The organism is Roseateles chitinivorans, assembly GCF_002761755.1.
Taxonomy (GTDB): Bacteria; Pseudomonadota; Gammaproteobacteria; order Burkholderiales; family Burkholderiaceae_C; genus Roseateles; species Roseateles chitinivorans.
Map to the genome: position 1 here is coordinate 15,496 of NZ_PEOG01000030.1, position 19,668 is coordinate 35,163.

Genomic DNA, 19,668 nt, shown 5'->3' on the forward strand with positions numbered 1-19,668 from the left:
CAGCCGGCGAATCCCCCCATTCGCCTCATCCACCCGCCACCGAAGCGGGGGTGGGCTGCGGCCGCCACACGGCTCCTGTAGGCTGCACGGTCTCGCAGAAGTGACAGGGAGACCGCCGTGTTTGGCTGGTTCGAAAAACTCGTCGATCCGTTTCCGCAGACCCCGGCGCCGCAGCCGCCCAAGGGGTTCTTCGCCTTCGTCTGGGCGGGCTCGCAGGGCATGCGCAGGCTGATCCTGGTGCTGACCGTCCTGACCGCCGCCATCGGCGCTTTCGAGGCGCTGCTGTTCTCGATGCTGGGCTCGGTCGTCGACTGGCTCAGCGAGGTCCCGCCCGCGCAGTGGTGGTCGACCCAGAAGGACAAGCTGCTGATGCTCGGCGGCATCCTGCTGGCCAGCCCGCTGCTGATCGCGCTGCAGTCGCTGAGCAAGTACCAGGGGCTGTCCAGCAACTTCCCGATGCGGCTGCGCTGGAACTTCCACCGTCACCTGCTCGCCCAGAGCATGAGCTTCTACCAGGACGAGTTCGCCGGACGCGTCTCGGCCAAGCTGATGCAGACGGCGCTGGCGGTGCGCGAGTGCTGGCTGATCGTCACCGACATCCTGGTCTTCATCACGATCTACTTCGTGACGATGCTGGGCGTCGTCGGCAGCTTCGACGCGACCCTGCTGCTGCCCTTCCTGGGCTGGCTGGCCTGCTACGTCGTGGCGCTGACCTACTTCGTGCCCCGGCTGGGCAAGGCCGCGTCGGCCCAGGCCGACGCCCGCAGCCTGATGACCGGCCGCATCACCGACGCCTACACCAACATCAGCACCGTCAAGCTGTTCTCCCACTCCAACCGCGAGGCAGGCTTCGCCCGCGGCGCGATGCAGGACTTCCTGGGCACCGCCTACCGGCAGATGCGGCTGATCAGCGGCTTCGAGATCGTCAACCATGCGCTGTCGATGGGCCTGATCGCCTCCACCGCCGGCATGACGGTCTGGCTGTGGACCCAGGGACAGGTCGGCATCGGCGCGGTGGCGGCGGCCACGGCGATGGCGCTGCGACTGAATGGCATCTCGCACTGGATCATGTGGGAGATGGCCAGCCTGTTCGAGAACATCGGCACCGTGCAGGACGGCATCACGACGCTGTCGCGCCCGATCGCGATCCAGGACGCCGCCGGCGCGACCACGCTCGAGGTGACCCGCGGCGAAGTCCGCTTCGACCATGTCGACTTCAGCTATGGCGGCCGCAAGACGGTCCTGCACGACCTGACGCTGACCATACGGCCGGGCGAGAAGATCGGCGTGGTCGGCCGCTCGGGCGCCGGCAAGTCGACGCTGGTCAATCTGCTGCTGCGCTTCTATGACGTGGACAAGGGCCGGGTGCTGATCGACGGCCAGGACATCGCCACGGTCACCCAGGACAGCCTCAGACGCCAGGTGGGCATGGTGACCCAGGACACCAGCCTGCTGCACCGCTCCGTGCGCGACAACCTGATGTACGGCCGGCCCGACGCGACCGAGGACGAGATGCGCGCCGCCGCCGAACGCGCCGAGGCGGTGGACTTCATCGACGGCCTGACCGACCCCAAGGGCCGCCAGGGCTACGACGCGCATGTCGGCGAACGCGGCGTGAAGCTGTCCGGCGGCCAGCGCCAGCGGATCGCGATCGCGCGGGTGATGCTGAAGGACGCGCCGATCCTGCTGCTCGACGAGGCGACCAGCGCGCTGGACTCGGAGGTCGAGTCGGCGATCCAGCGCAGCCTGTACCGGCTGATGGAAGGCAAGACGGTGGTGGCGATCGCGCACCGGCTCTCGACCATCGCGGCCATGGACCGGCTGATCGTGATGGACCAGGGCCGCATCGTCGAACAGGGCGACCATGCCTCGCTGCTGGCCCAGGGTGGTCTGTACGCCAAGCTGTGGGCGCATCAGAGCGGTGGCTTCCTGGTCGAGGAGGGTCTGGACGACGACGGCAACGGCGACGCGAAGCGCCGATCCGCCGGCGGCACCGCGCGGGAGGACGCCGACGACCGTGACGTCGTGCACGACGAGGCGGAGTGAAGGCGGGGGCGGCGCCAGGCGCTGTCGCTCGAACAGGGCGGGCGGCATGGCCCCTTCGGCTCGGAGCGCCCTGGCGGTCAGGCGTCATGCCGACGATGACTCGTTGGCCATCAACGGATTCATCGAAAGCCTGCGCTAACTTATCCGTCGTCGGAGGGAGGCCGCACGCCACCCGTTCAAGGGGTTGGGCGGGGTTTCCGGTCGATGGCTTGTATGAAACACTGCGGTCGCAGGTCGGACGGGAGCGCCGATCCGCTTGAGCGTCCGCCCCTTCCTGGGGCCCGTGCACCACGAAAGCTGAGCTTATGGATAACAGCAGCGACACCCAACAGCAGCCCTCGGCCACCCCGGCATCCGCCGCGGGCACCGTCGTCTCGCAGCGCCGCCGCCGTTTCATCCAGGCGGGCGTGGTGCCGGTGGGCCTGACGCTGGCCAGCCGGCCGGCGATGGCCTGGCACTGCAACACCACCTCGGCCTGGGGCTCGGCGATCCTGCGCAATGGCGGCGCCAGCGTGCAGGCCCGCGCCGATGCCGCGGTGATCAACAACACCGAGTGCTGGTACATCGCCAATTGGAAGGACAACACCGGCCGGTCGCAGGTACGCGGGGGCAACGCGCCCTGGAACTACGTGATCGCGCAGTGGTATTCCGGCAAGTCGCTCAGCTACGCGCGCAGCAACCTGACCGTGTCCAAGCTGTTCCCGGGCGGCCTGAAGAACGTCAGCGGCACCGCCAACGTCTACAACCTGCTGAAGAACGACACGGCGGGCTACGGCACGATGATGATCGTCGCGCGCCTGAACACCCTGTTCGCCGGCAACAAGGTCAACCAGTGCGTGCTCTCGGCCACCGGCCAGGACATGCTGCTGCAGATGGCCGCGCAGGGCCCGGGCATCTTCAAGCCCGCCAACTCCACCGGCGCGGCCTGGACCCAGGCCGACTTCAAGAACTACCTGTACAGCAACTGGCTCGTGGCCTGATGGCCGGAGCCGCCTGGCGCTGCAGGCCCTCGCTCACCGACGTGCTGCTCGCCTGGGAGGGCGAACAGCACGCGGTCTATTTCGACCCTGACACCGGGGACACCCACCTGATCGCCGCGCTCGGTGCGCAGCTGGCCGAATGGCTGGCCGCCGGGCCGCTCGACCGCGACCAACTGCTGCAGCGCCTGGCCCGCGACGTCGACTGGGACGAGCCGCCCGCGCCCGAGGCGCTGGCCGAGCTGCTGGACCTGCACCTGCGCCGACTGGCCGAGATCCACCTGCTGGCCGAAGGCCCGGTGGAGGAGCCGGCCGCTTGAGATTGCAGGACGTCGGCACCGCCGGGCTGCGCGCCCGGATGCGCGACGGCGGCGTGACGCTGCGGCTGTCGCCGTTCACCGTGCGTGTGCGCTCCGACATTCCGCATCTCGCCAGCGATGTGGCGACCATGTACCGCGACTTCGAGCTCGCGGGCGACGACGAGTTCGTCGACTTCCATGTCGCCGTGCTGCGCAGCCCCCACTGGCTGAGCCGGCTGCAAGGCCGCGCCGAGTTCTGGTTCGACGGCCAGCGCTCCTTCACGCCGCTGCCCGCCGCGCAGGCACTGGCCATGCTGGAGTGGGGCATCAACTGGTGCATCGCGGCCCATGCCCACCAGTACCTGCTGATCCACGCGGCGGTGCTGGAGCGCGGTGGCCGGGCGCTGCTGATGCCGGCGCCGCCGGGCTCCGGCAAGAGCACCCTGTGCGCGGCGCTGGCCCATCGCGGCTGGCGCTTGCTGTCGGACGAGTTGGGGCTGCTGGACATGGCCACCGGCCTGGTCCACGGCATGGCCCGGCCGATCAACCTGAAGAACGCCTCGATCCCGCTGATCCGCGCCTTCGCGCCCGAGGCGGTCTTCAGCGCCTCCATGCCCAACACGTCCAAGGGCACGGTCGCACTGGTCCGGGCGCCGCAGGACGCGGTCGACGCGCGGCTCACGCCGGCCCGACCGGCCTGGGTCGTGCTGCCCGCCTGGCGCGCCGACGCGCCGGCGCGGCTCGTCCCGGTGGAGCGGGCGCGCGCCTTCATGGACCTGGCGGAGCAGTCCTTCAACTACGACGTCCACGGCCTGGCCGGCTTCCAGGCGCTGGGACGGCTGGTCGACGCCTGCGCCTGCCACCGCTTCGAGTACAGCCGGCTCGACGAGGCCCTGGCCTGCTTCGACGCGCTCGAGGAGTCCGCGTCGTGAGCGCCCGTCGCGACGATCGCCGTCGTCCGCTGCTGGTCCGCGTGCTGTTGCAGCCCGCGGTCGCGGCGGGGCTGAGCCTGACCGACTGGGACCTGCTGCTGCGCCAGGCACGGCGGTCCAACCTGGCCGGCCGGCTCGCCGAGGAGATGGCGGCCGGCGGCTGGCTGGACACGCTGCCGGCGCCCGTGCAGCCGCACCTGCGGTCGGCGCTGCTGCTGTCGCGGCGCCAGGTGCAGATGCTGCGACGGGAGGTCGAACTGCTGCGGCAGACGCTCGCCGAGCTGCCCGGCCCGCTGATCCTGCTCAAGGGCGCCGCCTACGCGCTGGGCGGCCATGCGCCGGCGCCGGGTCGGCTGTTCAGCGACATCGACCTGCTGATCCCGCCCGAGCAACTGCCGCGCTGCGAGACGACGCTGCTGGTGCACGGCTGGGACTTCGACGACGGCCTGGACGCCTACGACCAGCGCTACTACCGCGACTGGATGCACGAGCTGCCGCCGCTGCACCACAAGCGCCGTGGCACGTCGCTGGATGTCCACCACACGCTGCTGCCGCCGACGGCGCGCACACCGCTGGACAGCCGCGCGCTGTTCGACGCCCCGCGCCCGCTGCCCGGACTGCCCGGCGTTTTCGTGCTGCCGCCGGAGGACATGCTGCTGCACAGCGCTGCGCACCTGTTCCACGAGGGCGAGCTGCCCAACGGGCTGCGGGACCTGTTCGACCTGGACGCCCTGCTGCGCGAATTCGGCGCGATCGACGGCTTCTGGCCCCGGCTGGCTGCGCGCGCGCGGCGCATCGGCCTGACGCGTCCGCTGTGGCTGGCCCTGCGCTACACGCGGCAGCTGCTGGACACGCCCTACCCGGACGGCTTGCCGGACGAGCTCGGACCGCCGCCGGGGCCGCTGGCGCTGCGGCTGCTGGACGCCTGCTACCGGCGCCTGCTGCGGCCGGCCCATGACAGCTGCCGCCTGCCGGGCCATGCGCTGGCCGAGGTCGCGCTGTATGTGCGCTCGCACTGGCTGCGCATGCCGGCCGGGCTGCTGACGCGGCATCTGGCGCGCAAGGCCTGGTCGCGCATGACAAGCGCGCCGGAGGCGCCCAAGGTCGAAGCCTGACCGGCCCCGGCCCTCGCCCCGAATCCCACCGTGGCGGGTGCCCGGGGGAGGACATGGGGGACCGCCGGAGGGAGGCGCTGCCCCGGGCGCGGCCTTTGCCGCGAGGCCAGGGGCCTTCGCTTATGCTCGCTCCCCATGAACCGACCCAAGCCTTTTTCCATGATCCGCGAGTTCCATCTGGCGGACTGGTTCACCCTGGGCAACGCCTTCTGCGGCGTGGGCGCCCTGTTCTCGGTGATGACCTTCCTGCAGACCGGCCTGACGCAGCACCTGTACTACGCCTGCGCGCTGATCCCGGCCGCGCTGGTCTTCGACGTGCTGGACGGCCGCATCGCGCGCTGGCGCCAGAAGAGCTCCGCGATGGGACGCGAACTGGACTCGCTGGCCGACGTGATCTCCTTTGGCGTCGCCCCGGCGGTGATCGCCTACGGTTGCGGCATGCAGGGCTTGTGGGACCGCATCGTGCTGGGCTTCTTCGTGGCCAGCGGGGTGTCGCGCCTGGCGCGCTACAACATCACCGCCGAGAGCCTGTCCGCGGGCAGCGACAAGGTCGCCTACTTCGAAGGCACGCCCATTCCCACCTCGCTGCTGCTGGTGATCGTGCTGTGGATCGCGGCCTGGCAGGGCGCGATCGGCGAGGCGCTGTGGTTCGGCGCCGTCAAGCTGGGCGGCTTCACCCTGCACCCGCTGGTGCTGCTGTTCGCGGTGTCCGGCTCGCTGATGATCAGCCGCATCCGCATCCCGAAGCTCTGAGCCGGGGCTGGGCGCCCCGCGCTTCGGCGCGTCGCGCGGATGTGGCCTCGGAAACGCCTCAGGGCCGGCCGCCGAGGATGCGGTTGCTGCGCGCGGCAAGCTTCTTGAACTGCAGCGCCACCGCATCGTCGCCACCCGCCCGCGCGGTCATCGCGCGCGCCAGGCCGGTGCCGGAGGCACTCGCGGCCGGGCAGGTGCCGTTGGCGCGGTACTGCAGCGCCGCGGCCAGCATCGCCTCGCCGGGATCGCCCAACGCGTGCTCGAAGTCGTCCGCCACCGGGCAGCCCTTGACGCCGGTGGCGCCGCCGCCCGCGGGCACGAAGCCGTCCGCGTAGTCGCCGAAGCCCTTGTTGTTGACGCCGACGAACTCGATCGGGAAGTAGCTGTAGCCGCAGTTGTCCTTGGCGGTGAAGCCGTAGGGCTTGCCGCAGGTGGTGCCGCCCACCAGCACGACCTCCACGTCGACACCGCGCAGGCCGTTGATCAGCGCCTCGCTGGCCGAGCAGGTGCCCGACTGCGCCAGCACGAACACGCGCCGCAGGTTGAGCGCCGGCAGCGGCTGCTGCGAGCTGCACCGGCCGCCCACCATCAGGCAGGACTGGTCGAAGAACGGCGTCTTCGAGTCGGCGCTGTTGGTCTCCGCGCCACGCCGGCTGTTGTAGCGCAGCTGCTCGAAGGTCTTGCCCGAGGTCGCCGCGCTGCCCGCGATCATGTAGGCCAGCTCGCTGGCGATGAACAGGTAGCCGCCGCCGTTGTACCGGAGGTCGACGACCAGGTCGGACACGCCCTGGCTGCGGAAATCCTGCATCGCCGCGATCAGCTGCGCTTCCGCCGGGAGGATGTGGTCGTTGAAGACCAGGTAGCCGACCCGGCCGCCATCCGCCGCCGTCAGCACCTGCCGGGTCGGGACCGGCGTCTTGGTGACGTTGCCCGCGACCAGGGTGAGGTCGCGGGTCGCGCCGGCGTTGGAAGTCAGCACGAAGCGATGGCTGGTGCCGGCGGCGTCGGGGAACAGCGCCCCATTGAGCGTGTCGACGCCCGCCGCATCGCTGGCATCGGCCGCGGCGCCATCGGCGCTCACCAGCGTGTCGCCGCGGCGCACGCCGGCGCGGTCGGCGGCGCTGCCCGGTTCGACGAACGCGACGCGCAGGCCGCGCGGCGGCGTCGGCGACTTCATCCGCCATTCGATCCCGTAGCCGAGCTCGACGCCGCCCTGCGACAGCGCATTCCACTCGCGGGTGCTCATCATGAAGCTGAACTGGTCCTTGCGTTTGCCGCTGGCGGTGGTCGCCGGCGAGCGCAGGTCGTCGAAGTAATGGCCCAGCGCGGTCTCGACATCGCTGCCGCTGTAGCGCGCGGCCGAGGCATCGATCGACGGCACCTCCTCGCGCCACAGGTAGGCCTCGTCGAAGTAGGCGCGGATCCAGTTCTTCTCGGTCGCCAAGGTGCCGCCGCGCTGGCTGGCCTCGGTATTGCCGGGCGCGCATTGCTGGGCGTAGGTGGCGCTGGGCTGGAGCGACGTGCCGGTGTTGCCCCCGCCGGTGTTTCCGCCGCCGCTGCTGCCGCCGTCGCCGCTGCCCACCACCGGCGAACCGCTGCTCCCGCCGCCGCCGCCACATGCGCTCAGCAGCATCGCCCCGACCGCGCCGGCCACCGCCAGACGCGCCACCCGCCACATCGCGGATCGATTCATGCCAACTCCCTCGAGGGACGGTGTCCCGTTGTTGTCTGTGCTCGCCGGCGACACCTTTCAGCAGGCATCCAACGGCTTCGAGGGCGGAGTTATAGCGGGAAATCGCGACGAAACAGGCGGCTCAAATTGGCGGTTCTGCCCTCAAGGTGACCAGTGATGCACCCTCGCCACTCGCGAAGATCCGCCATCCGAACCAGGTCGGCGGCTCGGGCAGCTCGAGCACCTGGCCGGGCGCGAGCCAGTGGTCGTCGAGGCTACCGGCGCGGGTAATCCAGGCGCGGCCGCCGAAGACCCGCACCCGGACCGGCCGGCGCAGGCGCAACGTGACGGACCGGCCATCGGTCGGCAGCACGATCGCATCCGGGCCAGGGCCGGGCGGGACAAACGCCGGCGCGGGCGTCAGCCGGGGCCGGAACAGCGGGGGGAGGAGGCGCAGCGGTTGCATGTCGTCACGATAGGAAGCGACTGTGTGGCGCTCCATCCACAGCCGCGGACCGATGCGGCGCATACAGCCCGCGCACGGCGCTCGCCTGTGCTGGCCGGCTTGCCGCTGATCTGTATTGGTAGTCGCCAACCGAGAACACACAGAATCGACGCATGGACGCGCCGCTGCTACCGCTGTACATGCAACTCGCCGACCGCATGGCCCGGTCGATTCGCGCCGGCACGCTGAAACGCGGCGAGCGGCTGCCGTCGGTGCGGGAACTGGCCGGACAGCACGGCGTGTCGCTGTCGACCGCCGTCCAGGCCTATCGCTGGCTCGAGGACGCCCGGCTGATCGAGGCCCGGCCGCGGTCCGGCTACTTCGTCGCCGCGCGGCCGCCGCGCCTGCCGGAGCCGCGGGTTTCGCGGCCCGACAACGCCTCGCGCATGGTTCAGCTCGACCAGCTCGGCGCGCAGGTGATGGCGCTGTCCCAGGATCCGTCCTTCATCTCCTTCGGCGCTGCCTGTCCGGGGCCCGAGCTCTTCGACCAGGACCGGGTGCGCCGCGCGATGGCCCGCGCGGTGATGCGCCATCGCGAGCTGCTGTGCACCTACCCGATCGGCCCCGGCATGGAAGAGGCGCGGCGGGCAGTCGCTCGTCACGCGCTCGGCCTGGGCTGCGTGCTGGACCCGGACGAGGTCGTCATCACCAACAGCTGCATCGAGGCGATCAGCCTGTGCCTGCGCGCCGTCTGCAAGCCCGGCGACGTGGTGGCGCTGGAGTCGCCCACCTATTACGGCTTCCTGGAGATCCTGCAGAGCCTGCACCTGCGCGCGCTGGAGATCCCGACGCATCCGCGTCACGGCATGTCGCTCGACGCGCTGCAACTGGCTTTCGAGACGCAGCAGGTCAAGGCTGTGCTGACGGTGCCAACGCTGTCCAACCCGCTCGGCGCCTGCCTGCCGGTGCCCGAGCGGCGGCGCCTGGCCGCGATGCTGGCGCGGCATGACGTGGCGCTGATCGAGGACGTGCTCTACAACGACCTGTCCGAGCAGGAGGACAAGCGCCGCGCGGTGAAGTCCTTCGACACCACCGGGCACGTGATGATCTGCGGCTCCTTCTCGAAGACGATCGCGCCGGGACTGCGACTGGGCTGGGTCGAGGCGGGCCGCTGGGGCCGGGTGCTGCGGCAGACCAAGGCGGTGCAGTCGGGGGCGCAGACCAGCGTGCTGGAGCTGGCGCTGGCCGACCTGCTGACCCAGGCCGGCAGCGGCGCGGCGCTGCGGCACTTGCGCGCGACCATCGCCGCGCGCGTCGACGAGGCGCGCCAGCTGATCGCCGAGAGCTTCCCCAAGGGCACCCGGGTGTCGGACCCCGCGGGCGGCTTCATCCTGTGGGTGGAACTGCCGGAGACGCTCGACACCGCGCAGCTCTACCAGGCCTGCTTGGCCGAGCACATCGTCATCGCGCCGGGAATGATGTTTTCGGCGAGCCCGCGCTTCCGGAACTGCGTGCGGCTGGGCGTCGGCGGCAAGTGGGGGCCGGAGCATCCGCGCGCGCTGCGCCGCATCGGCGCGCTGGCCAAGCAGTTGCTGATGAATCCGCCGGACGAGCTGGCCGCGTAGGCGGCATGCCTGCGCCGCTCCGGGCGCTCAGCCCTGCAGCCATTCGTCGTCCGGGCCCAGGCCCTTGGGCGCCTTGAGCCGGGTCATCGCGTCCTCGTCCTCGAGCAGGCGCCAGCGCCACCAGTCGGTGGTGATCGACTTGATCAGCGCCGCGTGATGCGCGGCGAGCCGCTCCGGTGCGCGTTCACGCGGGCGGCCGAGCAGCCGCTGCCCGAAGCCGGCGCCGCGCTCGCCCCCGCCGCCGAAGCTCATGTGATCGGCGCCCTCCAGCCACAGCTGCGCCTTGGCGCCGGCCGGCAGCGCGTCGTAGACGGCACGGCGGTAGCGACCGTCGCGCTCCTGGCCGAGCGGATTGCCGTCCAGGCTCCCGGTCAGGCACAGCATCGGGCGGGTGATCCCCTTGATGCCGCCGGCGCCGTGTCCCACCGACGGACTGAAGGCAGCGAAGGCCTTGAAGTGCGATTCCGACAGGTCCGGCGCGCCGCGCACCTGGTAGTCGCGACCAGCGACCGCCAGCGTGGTCTGCGCGCCGAACGAGTGGCCCGCCATGCCCAGCGCCTCCGGCCGCACCCGCGACCAGGGACCGCTGCGGTCCTGTCGCAGCTTGAGCAGCTGCTCGACGGCGAACTGCACGTCGTGGGCGCGCTCGACCAGCTGCTCGGCGCTGGCGGCGGCCTTGACCGCAGGCAGCCCGCCGCGCCAGATCGCACGGTCGCTGCCGGCATGCTGCAGATGCAGCGTCGCGAGTCCGGCCTCGGCCCAGGCCTGCGCCCATTCGGTGCCGCCGTCGAGGCTGCCGCCCAATCCGTGCGAGAACACCACCAGCGCGACCGGGCCGTCGCCTTCGGGCAGGCGCAGGCGCCAGGGAATGTCGCGCAAGCGGGACCGGTCGTGCCAGTGGCCCTGCGTCACGCCGCCCTCCGCCTGCGCCTGCGCCTGCGCCTGCGCTTCGGGCGCGGCCCGGGCCGGCCAGGCGCCGAGCGCCGCGGCGGTCGTGCCGAGCGTCAGCGCCGAGGCGCGCCGCAGCAGCGCACGCCGGATCGGGTCGGCGTCATGAAGGACCTGGGGAGACGGCTCGGCGGGCGATTGAACCGGGGCGGGGGCGTGGGGTGGGGCGATGCGCATCCGTCGATTGTGCAGAGACAGGCGCCGGCGGCACCGACTTTTACCGGCCTCGGGGACGACGGCACGGCGGCCGCCGTCATGCCGACGAGGCGGGCAGATGCCGTTCCCGGGCCGGCGGCACCGGCTTGAGGCGCAAGGCCCAGCACACCCCGCCGACCAGCAGCACCACGCCGGCCACCCCCATCAGCGGTGGCCACTCGCCACGGTGGAGCTGCGCGTAGACCAGCGCGGCGAGCGTCTCGAAGACGATGAGCTGACCCACCAGCGTGGTCGGCAGGCGCTGGCTGGCCTCGTTCCAGCACAGCGTGCCGAGCCAGGACGCGAACAGGCCGACCGCCGCCATCAGTCCGACATAGGGCCACGGGCGAGGCCCCGCCGGGAAGTCGAATCCGGCCGGCAACAGCGGCAACCCGGTGCCGTCGGCAACCGCGAGCACCAGGAAGGCCAGCGCCGCCATCGGCAGCGTGACCACGCCCTGGGCGGTGGCCCAGGCGCGCGGACTGCGGTCGGCGTGGGCGCGCAGCCAGTCGGCATTGCGGATCGGATACCAGGTCCAGCAGGCCAGCGCGATCAGCGCCAGTCCGGCGCCCTGCAGGTAGCGGCCCAGCGCCTGCGGCGCGAGCGTCGCCTGCTCGACCTGGTTGACGCAGCCGATGCCCAGCGCGATCAGCAGCAGCGCCGGCGCCAGGTCGCGCCAGCGGTAATGGCCGTCGCGCGCCGCGTTGCGGTGGTTGGCGCAGACCGCGATCACCACCGGCAGCGTGCCGATGATCATCGTGGGCAGCGGCCCGCCGGCGCGCTGGATCGCGGCGGCCAGCGTCAGGTAGTAGAGGAAGTTGCCGATCGCGCTGAGCTTGACCGCGTCGATCCAGTCGGCACGCGTCAGGCGCCGCAGCTCGCGACGATCGATCAGCGCCAGCGGCAGTGCCAGCAGGCCGAAGGCCAGGTAGCGGCCGGCCATCAGCATGGCGGCGGGGTAGTCGGGCAGCAGCAGCGGCGTGACGAACACCAGGCCCCACATGAGGCCGGCGGCGAGCGCGAACAGGAATCCGGACAGCATGCGGCGCAGTGTCGCGCCGCGTCAGGTCCGGCGTCTTGTACCGAGTTGCTGTTGGTAGCGCGCCGGGGTGAGGCCGTAGCGGCGCGCGAAAGTGCGCGTCAGGTGCGCCTGGTCGGTCAGGCCGACGGCAGCGGCGACCTGCGCCGGCGCCTGGCCGGCGGCGAGCTGGCGTTTGGCCTCGTTGAGCCGCAGCGCCATCAGCGCCTGCTGCGGCGTCGCATGGTGCTGCGCCTTGAAGCTGCGCAGGAAGTGGAACGGGCTGAGCCCGGCGACGGCCGCCAGCCGGGCGGTGTCCAGCGACTCGTCCAGGTGGGCCCGCATGTGCTCGATCACCGAGGCGAAGCGCGGCGCGGCGCCGTCGGGCCGCACGGGCGCGCGATGGGCATGGCGGCTCAGGCCCTGGACCAGCTCGAGCAGCGCGCTGTCGAAGGCCAGCGGCTCGCGGGCCCGCCACAGCGCGGCGATCAGCGCCGCGGCCTGCGTCGCGGCCGCCGCATCGTGCGCCACCGCGGCATCGAAGCGCCAGGCCGGGCCGCCGTACAACTCCGAGAGCAACTGCTCGTCGAGGTAGACCATGCGGTAACCCCACGCATCGGCGGTGGCGGCCTCGCCGGTGTGGATGTCCTCGGGATTCATCAACATCAGCGTGGCGCGCGGCGCCAGGTGCTCGCCGCCGCGCCAGCGGAAGCGGCCGACGCCGTCGGTGATCGCTCCCAGGCCGTAGGCCTCATGGGTGTGCGGCTCGAAGCTGTGCCGCAGGATGTGGGCGTGGTACAGCTCGACGCCCGCGCGGTGCGCAGGACGACGGTACTGGGCCTGGTCCTCGGGATGCTCGAACACGGTGGGCATGGGCGGCAGTCTATGCCGGGGTCCGCCGCAGGGTCCGCGCCAGCCTTCGCGACTCCGGAACCCGGGCGATGCCGGCGCGTCATGCCGGGCCGCCGCCGGGGCGCCTTCCCCGCGGGCGCCCGAGGCGCCGCTTCAGAGCAGGCCGGGCGTCATGCCGGTCCAGCGCTTGAACGAGCGCCGGAAGTTGCTCTTGTCGTGGAAGCCCAGCGTGCGCGCCACCGCCTCGCCGCGCTGGCCGCGCAGCAGCATCAGGTAGAGCGCCGCATGCGCGCGGACCTGGTCGAGTTGCGCCTGATGGTGGGTGCCGAGCTGGGCCAGTTGCCGCTTCAGCGTCGCGGGGCTGATGCCGAAGCGCTGCGCGCTGCGCTCCAGCGACGGGTCGCCGCCGACCTCGCCCAGCAGATGGTCATAGAGCACGGCCAGTTGGCCGCGCCAGGCGGCCTGCGGGTCGGCGCCCTGCCCCAGCGCGCCCAGCGCCATCGCCGCGCGGCCGGCCACCGCGGCCGGCCAGGGCTCGACGGCCGCGGACAGCGGCAGCCGCATCGCATCGATCTGGCAGCCGAAGTGCAGCGCCGGACCGAGGTAGGCCGCATGCCGCGACAGCTCGCGCGGCCGCGTGCGGTTGAAGCTGAAGCGCCAGGGCAGCGCCCGGCCGCCACCCAGCCACTGCGCCATCGCGACGACCGCGCTCATCTGCATGTCCACCAGCAGCGGCTGCAGGCTGGGCGGCGCGCCGCAGGCCTCGGTCCAGACCAGCAGCAGCTCGTCGGCCGTCTCCACCAGCCGCGGCGTCAGCAGTGGCGACAGCCGCGCGGGCCAGTCGCACAGCACACGCAGCGCCTGGCGCAGGTCGCCCGCCTGCTGCAGTGCCTGGCTGGCCAGGCCGTAATGCCCGGGAAGGCTCAGCTGCCCGACGACGAAACCCACGTCAGCCGCCAGCGGCTGCAGGGCCGCCAGCATCAACAGCAACTGGCGCGCGGACAGCGCCTGCCCCGGCACCACGCCGCAGCGGCCCAGCCATTCGGCGGCGTCGATGCCGCGGCTGCGGGCGAACTCGGCCAGCAGCGCGCCCTGATAGGCCCAGGGGATGAAGGCGTGGTCGGCGCCGTAGGCCGTCGCGGCGCGCGCCGGCAGCGCCTGGCGCAGCGCGGCAAGCGCGTCGCCGGGCACATCGGCCGTCACATCGGCCGTCGCGTCGACCGTCACATCGGCGGCCACATGGACCGACGCGCTCATCGCAGCCGCTCCAGCAGGCGCAGCAGCTGCGCCTCGCCGTCCTCGTCGGGGTCCAGCGTCGCGCTGGCCATGCGGGCGCCCAGCCGGGCGCGGGTGCGCCCGTCGGCGCAGGGGTGCACATGGGCGGAGAGGGCCGCCAGCAGGTCGCCCGGCTGCGCCGAGTCCGCATTCGGCAGCAGGGCGACGAAGCGGTCCGCCGCGTAGCGGCACAGCAGGTCGCCCGGCCGCAGCTGCAGCAGCAGCAAGGGCCCGGTCGCCTGGAGCAGCCGCTCCGACTCGGCCAGGCCGTGCTGGCGCGCCAGCGCCGGCAGGTCCTGCCAGCCCAGCATCACCAGCGTCGTCGGCGCGCCAGGCGCGCGTCGCAGCCGCTCGATCTGCGCGAGCAGGTAGGCGCCGTCGCCCAGCTGTGTCAGGCCGTCGATCTGCGCATGCTCCCGGTAGCCGCGCTCGCGGCCGGCGCGCAGCGCGTTCAGCGCCAGCTGTTCCTGCCGCCACAGATGCAGCCCGAAGGTCAGCCCGGTCATGCCGACGACATGGCAGGTGGACTCCATGCCCATCAGCAGCGTGAAGGCGCGCGGGAACTTCCAGAACTCGTCCATCAGGTCGGCCCAGCCGCCGAGCAGCATCCCGGCCAGCCCCAGGCACAGCCAGGTCGTGACGCGGCCGGCGGGCCGGCTCGCCCGCAGTTGCACCAGCCACAGGGCCAGCATCGCGACGATCAGCGATTCGCTGAGGATGTCCATCCAGCGCCACTGCGCCAGCGGCTTGGCGACGGCCCAGTAGCCGAAGGACCAGGTGATGGCCGCCATCGCCAGCAGCAGCCCATGGCCGAAGTGGCGCGAGCCCGCGACCGGCGCGAGCACCAGCGGCGGACGCGGCAACACGACTTTCATGGCGCGCGATGCTAGGCAGCGTTTGTGACAGTCGCCGTCACACCGGCCGCCAGGGGTCGGATCGGCTCACGCGCCGGGCCTGGCGGAGCCGTCCGGGCCGCGGCGCGTCGAGAATCCCACGCTGTCACGGACCCGCCATCCCGGCTTCCTAACGTGCGCCGCCATCCGTGACTCACCCGCCTCATCCCATGCGCACGCCGCCCCGCCCGACGCTCCTCGCCCTGTGCCTCTCCAGCCTCTTCGCCGCCGCGCCCGCCTGGGCGCAGCAGGCCGCCGAAACGAAGGCCGAGGCCCGTCCAGATGCCGGCACCGAGACCCGCAAGGACGCCAAGACCGCCAAGGACGCGACCTCCGATGCGCGCAAGCTCGACACCGTCGTGACGGTGGGCCAGGCGGCGGCGCTGCGTTCCGCGCTGGACAAGCAGGCGGCGGCGCAAGGCATCGTCAACATCGTCCACGCCGACGGCATCGGCCAGCTGCCCGACAACAACGCGGCCGAGGCGCTGGCCCGCATGCCGGGCGTGTCGGTGGAACGCGACCAGGGCGAAGGCCGCTTCATCCGCGTCCGCGGCCTGGGCCCGGACTACAACGCGGTCAACATCAACGGCGCGCTGACGCCCGCCTCCGAGTCCGACCGCCGCGCTCCCGGCCTGGACCTGGTGCCGGCCGGCCTGATCCGCTCGCTGGAAGTGCAGAAGACGCTGACGCCGGACCAGGACGCCAACTCGCTGGGCGGAACGGTCACGGTGCGGACGCTCAGCGCCTTCGACCAGCCGGGCCGGCTGTTCACCGTGGAGCTCGGCGCCAACCACGATGCCAATGCCGGCAAGACCCGGCCACGCGGCTCGGTGGCCTTCGCAGACCGCTTCGCCGGCGGCAGGCTGGGTGTGGCGCTGGCGCTGTCGGCCGACCAGCGCCGCTTCGCCAGCGACAACGTCGAGACCGGCGGCGACTGGGATGGCGACAAGCTGGGCAGCTTCGAGCTGCGCCGCTACACCATTACCCGGGAGCGCGTCGGCGCGGCGTTGAACCTGGACTTCAAGCCCGACGAGGCCTCGCTGGTCTACTTGCGCAGCTTCACCAGCCGCTTCACCGACGAGGAGCAGCGCCAGTCGATCGCGATCGAGTTCGACGAGCCGCTTGCCCCCGGCGAGACCGGCGACGGCACGGTCAGCCGCGGCCTGAAGGCACGCCGCGAGATCAACAAGTCCACTGCCGCGGTGCTGGGCACCGAACTCAGCCGCGGCGACTGGAAGTTCTGGGCCGAGGCCGGTGCCGGCCGCGCCAGTGAGGACAAGCCCGACACGCTGGCTTCGTCCTCGTTCACCGCGGACTTCTCCGGCCTTGGCTACGCCGGCACCGTCCAGCCGATGCCCACGGCGGTGGCCGGCCTGGGCGACGCCTCGCGATACGCCTTCAACAAGGCCAAGGTCGAGCGGAGCAGCGCCACCGACCGGGTGCGCCACCTGAAGGCCGACGTCCAGCGCGAATTCGACCTCGGGGGCTGGGACCTCGACCTCAAGACCGGCCTGAAGGCGATGCGGCGCGACAAGGACAACGCGCAGGAGACCTATGCGCCCAGCGCGAAGCTGCTGAAAAAGGCGCCTTACAACGTCCCCGCGTCGCAGCTGGGCTTGGGGAACTTCGTCGGTGGGGGCGAGGTCGACTACCCCTGGACCTCGTTCGGGCCCGGCATCGATCCCGGCAGGCTGCGCGGCCTGTACGGCGCCTATGACCTGACCGCGTTCCGCGATGCGGTCGATTCGTCGGTCAACGACCATGCGATGAAGGAGCGCACCGATGCCGGCTACCTGCAGGCAACGTTGGAACGCGGCAGCACGCAGTGGCTGGTCGGCGTGCGCCATGAGCGGGTGCGCTTCACCGCCGACGGCACCGCCTGGAAGGATGGCGAGCTGAGCCCGGTGCACCAGGACACCCGCTCGCGCCATTGGCTGCCGGCGGTGCTGCTGCGCCAGAAGCTCAGCGAAGGCCTGGTGCTGCGCGCGGCGCTGACGCACGCGGTGGTGCGGCCCGCCTTCGGCCAGCTGAGCCCGGGCGTGACCGTCGACGGCGACGAAGCCACCGTCGGGAACCCGCTGCTCAAGCCGCTGCGCGCGCGCAACCTGGACCTGGGGCTGGAGCAGCGCCTGGGTCGCGACGGGGCGCTGTCGGCCTACCTGTTCCACAAGAAGATCCGCGACTTCGCCTTCCAGACCGACCTGGCCGGTACCCCGGGCTGGGAGGACTTCAGCCATGTCGAGTCCTTCGCCAACGGCGGCGACGCGACGGTGCGCGGGCTGGAGCTGTCCTGGAGCCAGGCGCTGAGCCGGCTGCCGGCGCCGTGGAACGGCCTGGTGATCGGCGCCAACGGCAGCTTCGTGAAGTCGCGCGCGACCATCGGCGGCTACGACGAGGGCCGCTTCATCAGCCGCCGCATCGCGCTGCCGAGCCAGTCCGACCGCAGCATCAACCTCAGCCTGGGCTGGGAGTCGCCGGCCTTCGGCGCACGCATCGCGCTGAATCACAAGTCGCCCTACCTGCTCGAGGTCGGCGACGTGCTGGATGCGGCGCAGGACCGCAAGGTCGACACGCAGAACCAGATCGACGCGTCGATGCGCATTCAGCTGAACAAGCAGCTGCAGCTGCAGTTCGAGGCGCTGAACCTGGGCAACGAGCGCTATTACGTCTATCAGGGCAGCAAGGCCTTCAACACGCAGTACGAGCAGTACGGACGCGCCTACAAGCTCAGCCTGAAGCTGGCGATGTTCTGAAGGAGCGGCAGGTCATGACGAAGAAGACGATGAGGACTCGACCGACCGCCGATCAGACGGCCACCAGGTGGCGCACCGGCGGGCCGGTGATCCGGACGTTTGCGATGGCCACGGCGATCGCGACCGCGATGACGGCATTCGCGCAGGCGGCATCTGGACCGGCGGCGGCGATCACCACTGCGACTGCGCCAGCGGCGGCGGCGCCGCCAGTGCTTGAACTGGGGAAGAGCGGACTGCGGCTGCTCGACGCCGCGGGCCGGCCGCAGGACGAGTTCGGCGTCCGCGCCAAGCGATGGGACCGACGCCGGCTCGCGGACGGCACGACCGTCGCGCTGCTTCAGGACGCCGACACCGGCGTCCTGCGCCTGATCGAGGGGCGGGACCAGCGCCTGCGCGAGCGCGCTCGCTGGGTCGCGCCGGCCATCGACGTCGAGGCGATCTGTCTTTATCTCGAGCCGCGTCAGCAGACGCTCCAGGCCTTCCTGCTCGGCAGCGATGGCCTGTCGGAGCAATGGCTGCTGACGCCGCCGCCGGTCGACCCGGCCAAGCAGCGCACGCGAGGCCCGACCAGCGTGACCGGCGTGACCAGCGCGAGCGGCGCGAGCGGCGTCCACGGCGCGTCCTCGCCGATGCCGGCGCAGGTGCTGCGACAGCTGGCGACCATCCCGGACGCCAAGGGCTGCGCGGTGCGCGACGAGGAGGCGACGCTGTACATCGCGGAGGCGGACGTCGGCCTGTGGGCCTTCGAAGCCGACCCGGAGCGCTCCGGCCGCGCGCTGGTCGCGCCCGGGCTGGCACCGAAGGACCTGGCGCTCTGGCTCGAAGCCCGCGCGGCGCGTCCCCACCCGGCGATCCCGGTCGCGGTGCCCTCGGCACAGACCGAGCCGGTGCGCGGCGGCGGCGACGCCGCGGACGATCCCGCGATCTGGGTCCATCCGACGCAGCCGGCGCGCAGCCTCATCCTGGGCACCGACAAGAAGCTCGGGCTGGCGGTCTACGACCTGCAGGGCCACGAGCGGCAGTTCCTGCCGGTCGGCCGCGTCAACAACGTCGACCTGCGGCAGCGCCTGCGCCATGACGGCCGCGACTGGGACCTGGCCGTCGCCACGCAGCGCGACCGCCACAGCGTGCTGCTGTTCGGCATCGACGGCAGCGGCCGGGTGAGCGCGCTGGCCGAGTTGCCGACCGGGCTCGACGAGGTCTACGGCGTCTGCGCCGGACGCAACCCGGCGGGCGGCCTCGACGTGTTCGTCAACGACAAGGACGGCCGCTTGCTGCAGCTGCGGCTGGCGCGCGCCGGCGGCGCCTGGTCCGCCGCGACGGTGGCGACGATGCGGCTGGCCTCGCAACCGGAAGGCTGCGTGGTCGACGAACCCGGCCGGCAGCTCTTCGTCGGCGAGGAGAAGCGCGGGCTGTGGCGCGTCGCGCTCGATGCGGACGGCCGAATGGGCGACGCCGCGCTGATCCTGCCGGTCGGCGACATGCTGCATGCCGATGTCGAAGGCATGGCGGTGCATCGCGGCCCGCAGGGCGCCCGGCTGGTCGTGTCCTCGCAGGGCAACGACAGCTATGTGCTGCTCGACGCCGACGCGCCGCACGCGGTCCGGGGGCGCTTCCGCGTCGGCCTGAATCCGGCCCGCGGCATCGACGCGGCGTCGGAGACGGATGGGCTCGCCGTCAGCGCGGCCGCGCTCGGCGGCGAGTACGGCGAGGGCCTGCTTGTCGTCCAGGACGGCCACAAGCGCTGGCCGATGGGGCGGCAGAACTTCAAGCTGGTGCCCTGGCAGGCGGTGATGCGCGCGGTCGGGGAAGTGCCTGCGGCTGGCTCGGCGGGTGCGGCCGACGCGGGTGGCCACTGAGCCCGCCGGCC

Annotated in this window: 16 protein-coding genes; 9 read left to right on the plus strand and 7 right to left on the minus strand. The window is 72.0% G+C overall.

What is annotated here, in order from left to right; all coding sequences use genetic code 11:
- Window positions 1-117: 117 nt before the first annotated feature.
- The 6 genes from CS062_RS12575 to CS062_RS12600 all read left to right on the plus strand — a co-directional run bounded on the left by CS062_RS12575 (window position 118) and on the right by CS062_RS12600 (window position 6,122).
- A complete protein-coding gene (locus tag CS062_RS12575; protein WP_099861973.1) occupies window positions 118-2,046 on the plus strand; it encodes an ABC transporter ATP-binding protein in 1,929 nt (642 codons plus the stop codon).
- A 305-nt stretch (window positions 2,047-2,351) separates the two neighbouring features.
- The gene (locus tag CS062_RS12580; protein ID WP_099861974.1) at window positions 2,352-3,026 is read left to right on the plus strand and encodes a hypothetical protein; all 675 of its coding nucleotides are present in this window, start codon (window positions 2,352-2,354) and stop codon (window positions 3,024-3,026) included.
- A complete protein-coding gene (locus tag CS062_RS12585; RefSeq protein ID WP_099861975.1) occupies window positions 3,026-3,343 on the plus strand; it encodes an HPr-rel-A system PqqD family peptide chaperone in 318 nt (105 codons plus the stop codon). Before CS062_RS12580 ends, CS062_RS12585 begins: the two co-directional genes overlap by 1 nt.
- Window positions 3,340-4,254, plus strand: coding sequence for an HprK-related kinase A (locus CS062_RS12590; RefSeq protein ID WP_099861976.1), 915 nt, complete (start codon window positions 3,340-3,342; stop codon window positions 4,252-4,254). Before CS062_RS12585 ends, CS062_RS12590 begins: the two co-directional genes overlap by 4 nt.
- On the plus strand, window positions 4,251-5,369 hold the full coding sequence (locus CS062_RS12595) for a nucleotidyltransferase domain-containing protein (RefSeq protein ID WP_099861977.1): 1,119 nt from the start codon (window positions 4,251-4,253) through the stop codon (window positions 5,367-5,369). The genes CS062_RS12590 and CS062_RS12595 overlap by 4 nt, the downstream gene beginning before the upstream one ends.
- Window positions 5,370-5,504: 135 nt before the next feature.
- Window positions 5,505-6,122 carry a CDP-alcohol phosphatidyltransferase family protein gene (locus CS062_RS12600; protein WP_099861978.1) on the plus strand — a complete coding sequence of 206 codons (618 nt, stop codon included), beginning with the start codon at window positions 5,505-5,507 and terminating at the stop codon, window positions 6,120-6,122.
- Window positions 6,123-6,180: 58 nt separating this feature from the next.
- Here the strand turns inward: CS062_RS12600 and CS062_RS12605 are convergent, their stop codons facing one another.
- Complete coding sequence (locus tag CS062_RS12605) at window positions 6,181-7,815, minus strand: S41 family peptidase (protein WP_303645156.1); 1,635 nt, start codon at window positions 7,813-7,815, stop codon at window positions 6,181-6,183.
- Between the two features lie 121 nt (window positions 7,816-7,936).
- On the minus strand, window positions 7,937-8,260 hold the full coding sequence (locus CS062_RS12610) for a DUF2917 domain-containing protein (protein WP_158238774.1): 324 nt from the start codon (window positions 8,258-8,260) through the stop codon (window positions 7,937-7,939).
- A gap of 152 nt (window positions 8,261-8,412) precedes the next feature.
- Here CS062_RS12610 and CS062_RS12615 point away from each other — a divergent pair, with 152 nt between their 5' ends.
- Complete coding sequence (locus CS062_RS12615; protein WP_099861981.1) at window positions 8,413-9,864, plus strand: aminotransferase-like domain-containing protein; 1,452 nt, start codon at window positions 8,413-8,415, stop codon at window positions 9,862-9,864.
- Between the two features lie 27 nt (window positions 9,865-9,891).
- On the opposite strand, the gene CS062_RS12620 is transcribed toward CS062_RS12615, so the two are convergent.
- The 5 genes from CS062_RS12620 to CS062_RS12640 form a co-directional block, all read right to left on the minus strand.
- Window positions 9,892-10,989 carry an alpha/beta hydrolase family protein gene (locus CS062_RS12620; protein ID WP_099861982.1) on the minus strand — a complete coding sequence of 366 codons (1,098 nt, stop codon included), beginning with the start codon at window positions 10,987-10,989 and terminating at the stop codon, window positions 9,892-9,894.
- A gap of 76 nt (window positions 10,990-11,065) precedes the next feature.
- Window positions 11,066-12,049, minus strand: a complete 984-nt coding sequence (locus tag CS062_RS12625) for a DMT family transporter (protein WP_099861983.1) — start codon at window positions 12,047-12,049, stop codon at window positions 11,066-11,068.
- A 21-nt stretch (window positions 12,050-12,070) separates the two neighbouring features.
- Window positions 12,071-12,898 (minus strand): AraC family transcriptional regulator, encoded by an 828-nt coding sequence (locus CS062_RS12630; RefSeq protein WP_099861984.1) that lies wholly within the window; start codon window positions 12,896-12,898, stop codon window positions 12,071-12,073.
- 132 nt (window positions 12,899-13,030) lie between these two features.
- A complete protein-coding gene (locus CS062_RS12635; RefSeq protein ID WP_143742340.1) occupies window positions 13,031-14,134 on the minus strand; it encodes an AraC family transcriptional regulator in 1,104 nt (367 codons plus the stop codon).
- Window positions 14,131-15,027 (minus strand): GGDEF domain-containing protein, encoded by an 897-nt coding sequence (locus CS062_RS12640; protein WP_099861985.1) that lies wholly within the window; start codon window positions 15,025-15,027, stop codon window positions 14,131-14,133. The genes CS062_RS12635 and CS062_RS12640 overlap by 4 nt, the downstream gene beginning before the upstream one ends.
- 188 nt (window positions 15,028-15,215) lie before the next feature.
- On the opposite strand from CS062_RS12640, the gene CS062_RS12645 reads away from it, so the two are divergent.
- Together CS062_RS12645 and CS062_RS12650 are read left to right on the plus strand one after the other, a co-directional pair.
- Window positions 15,216-17,798: a TonB-dependent receptor gene (locus CS062_RS12645; protein ID WP_099861986.1), complete on the plus strand. Its 2,583-nt coding sequence runs from the start codon at window positions 15,216-15,218 to the stop codon at window positions 17,796-17,798.
- Window positions 17,799-17,812: 14 nt separating this feature from the next.
- Entirely contained in the window at window positions 17,813-19,657 is a 1,845-nt protein-coding gene (locus tag CS062_RS12650) for a phytase (protein WP_099861987.1), read from the plus strand.
- Window positions 19,658-19,668: the final 11 nt, after the last annotated feature.

Excerpts from the sequence above, each read along its gene's own strand:
- CS062_RS12600 (WP_099861978.1), top strand. The coding sequence starts at position 5,505 with ATGAACCGACCCAAGCCTTTTTCCATGATCCGCGAGTTCCATCTGGCG.
- CS062_RS12630 (WP_099861984.1), bottom strand. The coding sequence starts at position 12,898 with ATGCCCACCGTGTTCGAGCATCCCGAGGACCAGGCCCAGTACCGTCGT.
- CS062_RS12620 (WP_099861982.1), bottom strand. The coding sequence starts at position 10,989 with ATGCGCATCGCCCCACCCCACGCCCCCGCCCCGGTTCAATCGCCCGCC.
- CS062_RS12625 (WP_099861983.1), bottom strand. The coding sequence starts at position 12,049 with ATGCTGTCCGGATTCCTGTTCGCGCTCGCCGCCGGCCTCATGTGGGGC.
- CS062_RS12585 (WP_099861975.1), top strand. The coding sequence starts at position 3,026 with ATGGCCGGAGCCGCCTGGCGCTGCAGGCCCTCGCTCACCGACGTGCTG.
- CS062_RS12580 (WP_099861974.1), top strand. The coding sequence starts at position 2,352 with ATGGATAACAGCAGCGACACCCAACAGCAGCCCTCGGCCACCCCGGCA.
- CS062_RS12635 (WP_143742340.1), bottom strand. The coding sequence starts at position 14,134 with ATGAGCGCGTCGGTCCATGTGGCCGCCGATGTGACGGTCGACGCGACG.
- CS062_RS12645 (WP_099861986.1), top strand. The coding sequence starts at position 15,216 with ATGCGCACGCCGCCCCGCCCGACGCTCCTCGCCCTGTGCCTCTCCAGC.
- CS062_RS12605 (WP_303645156.1), bottom strand. The coding sequence starts at position 7,815 with ATGAATCGATCCGCGATGTGGCGGGTGGCGCGTCTGGCGGTGGCCGGC.
- CS062_RS12640 (WP_099861985.1), bottom strand. The coding sequence starts at position 15,027 with ATGAAAGTCGTGTTGCCGCGTCCGCCGCTGGTGCTCGCGCCGGTCGCG.
- CS062_RS12615 (WP_099861981.1), top strand. The coding sequence starts at position 8,413 with ATGGACGCGCCGCTGCTACCGCTGTACATGCAACTCGCCGACCGCATG.
- CS062_RS12610 (WP_158238774.1), bottom strand. The coding sequence starts at position 8,260 with ATGCAACCGCTGCGCCTCCTCCCCCCGCTGTTCCGGCCCCGGCTGACG.
- CS062_RS12650 (WP_099861987.1), top strand. The coding sequence starts at position 17,813 with ATGACGAAGAAGACGATGAGGACTCGACCGACCGCCGATCAGACGGCC.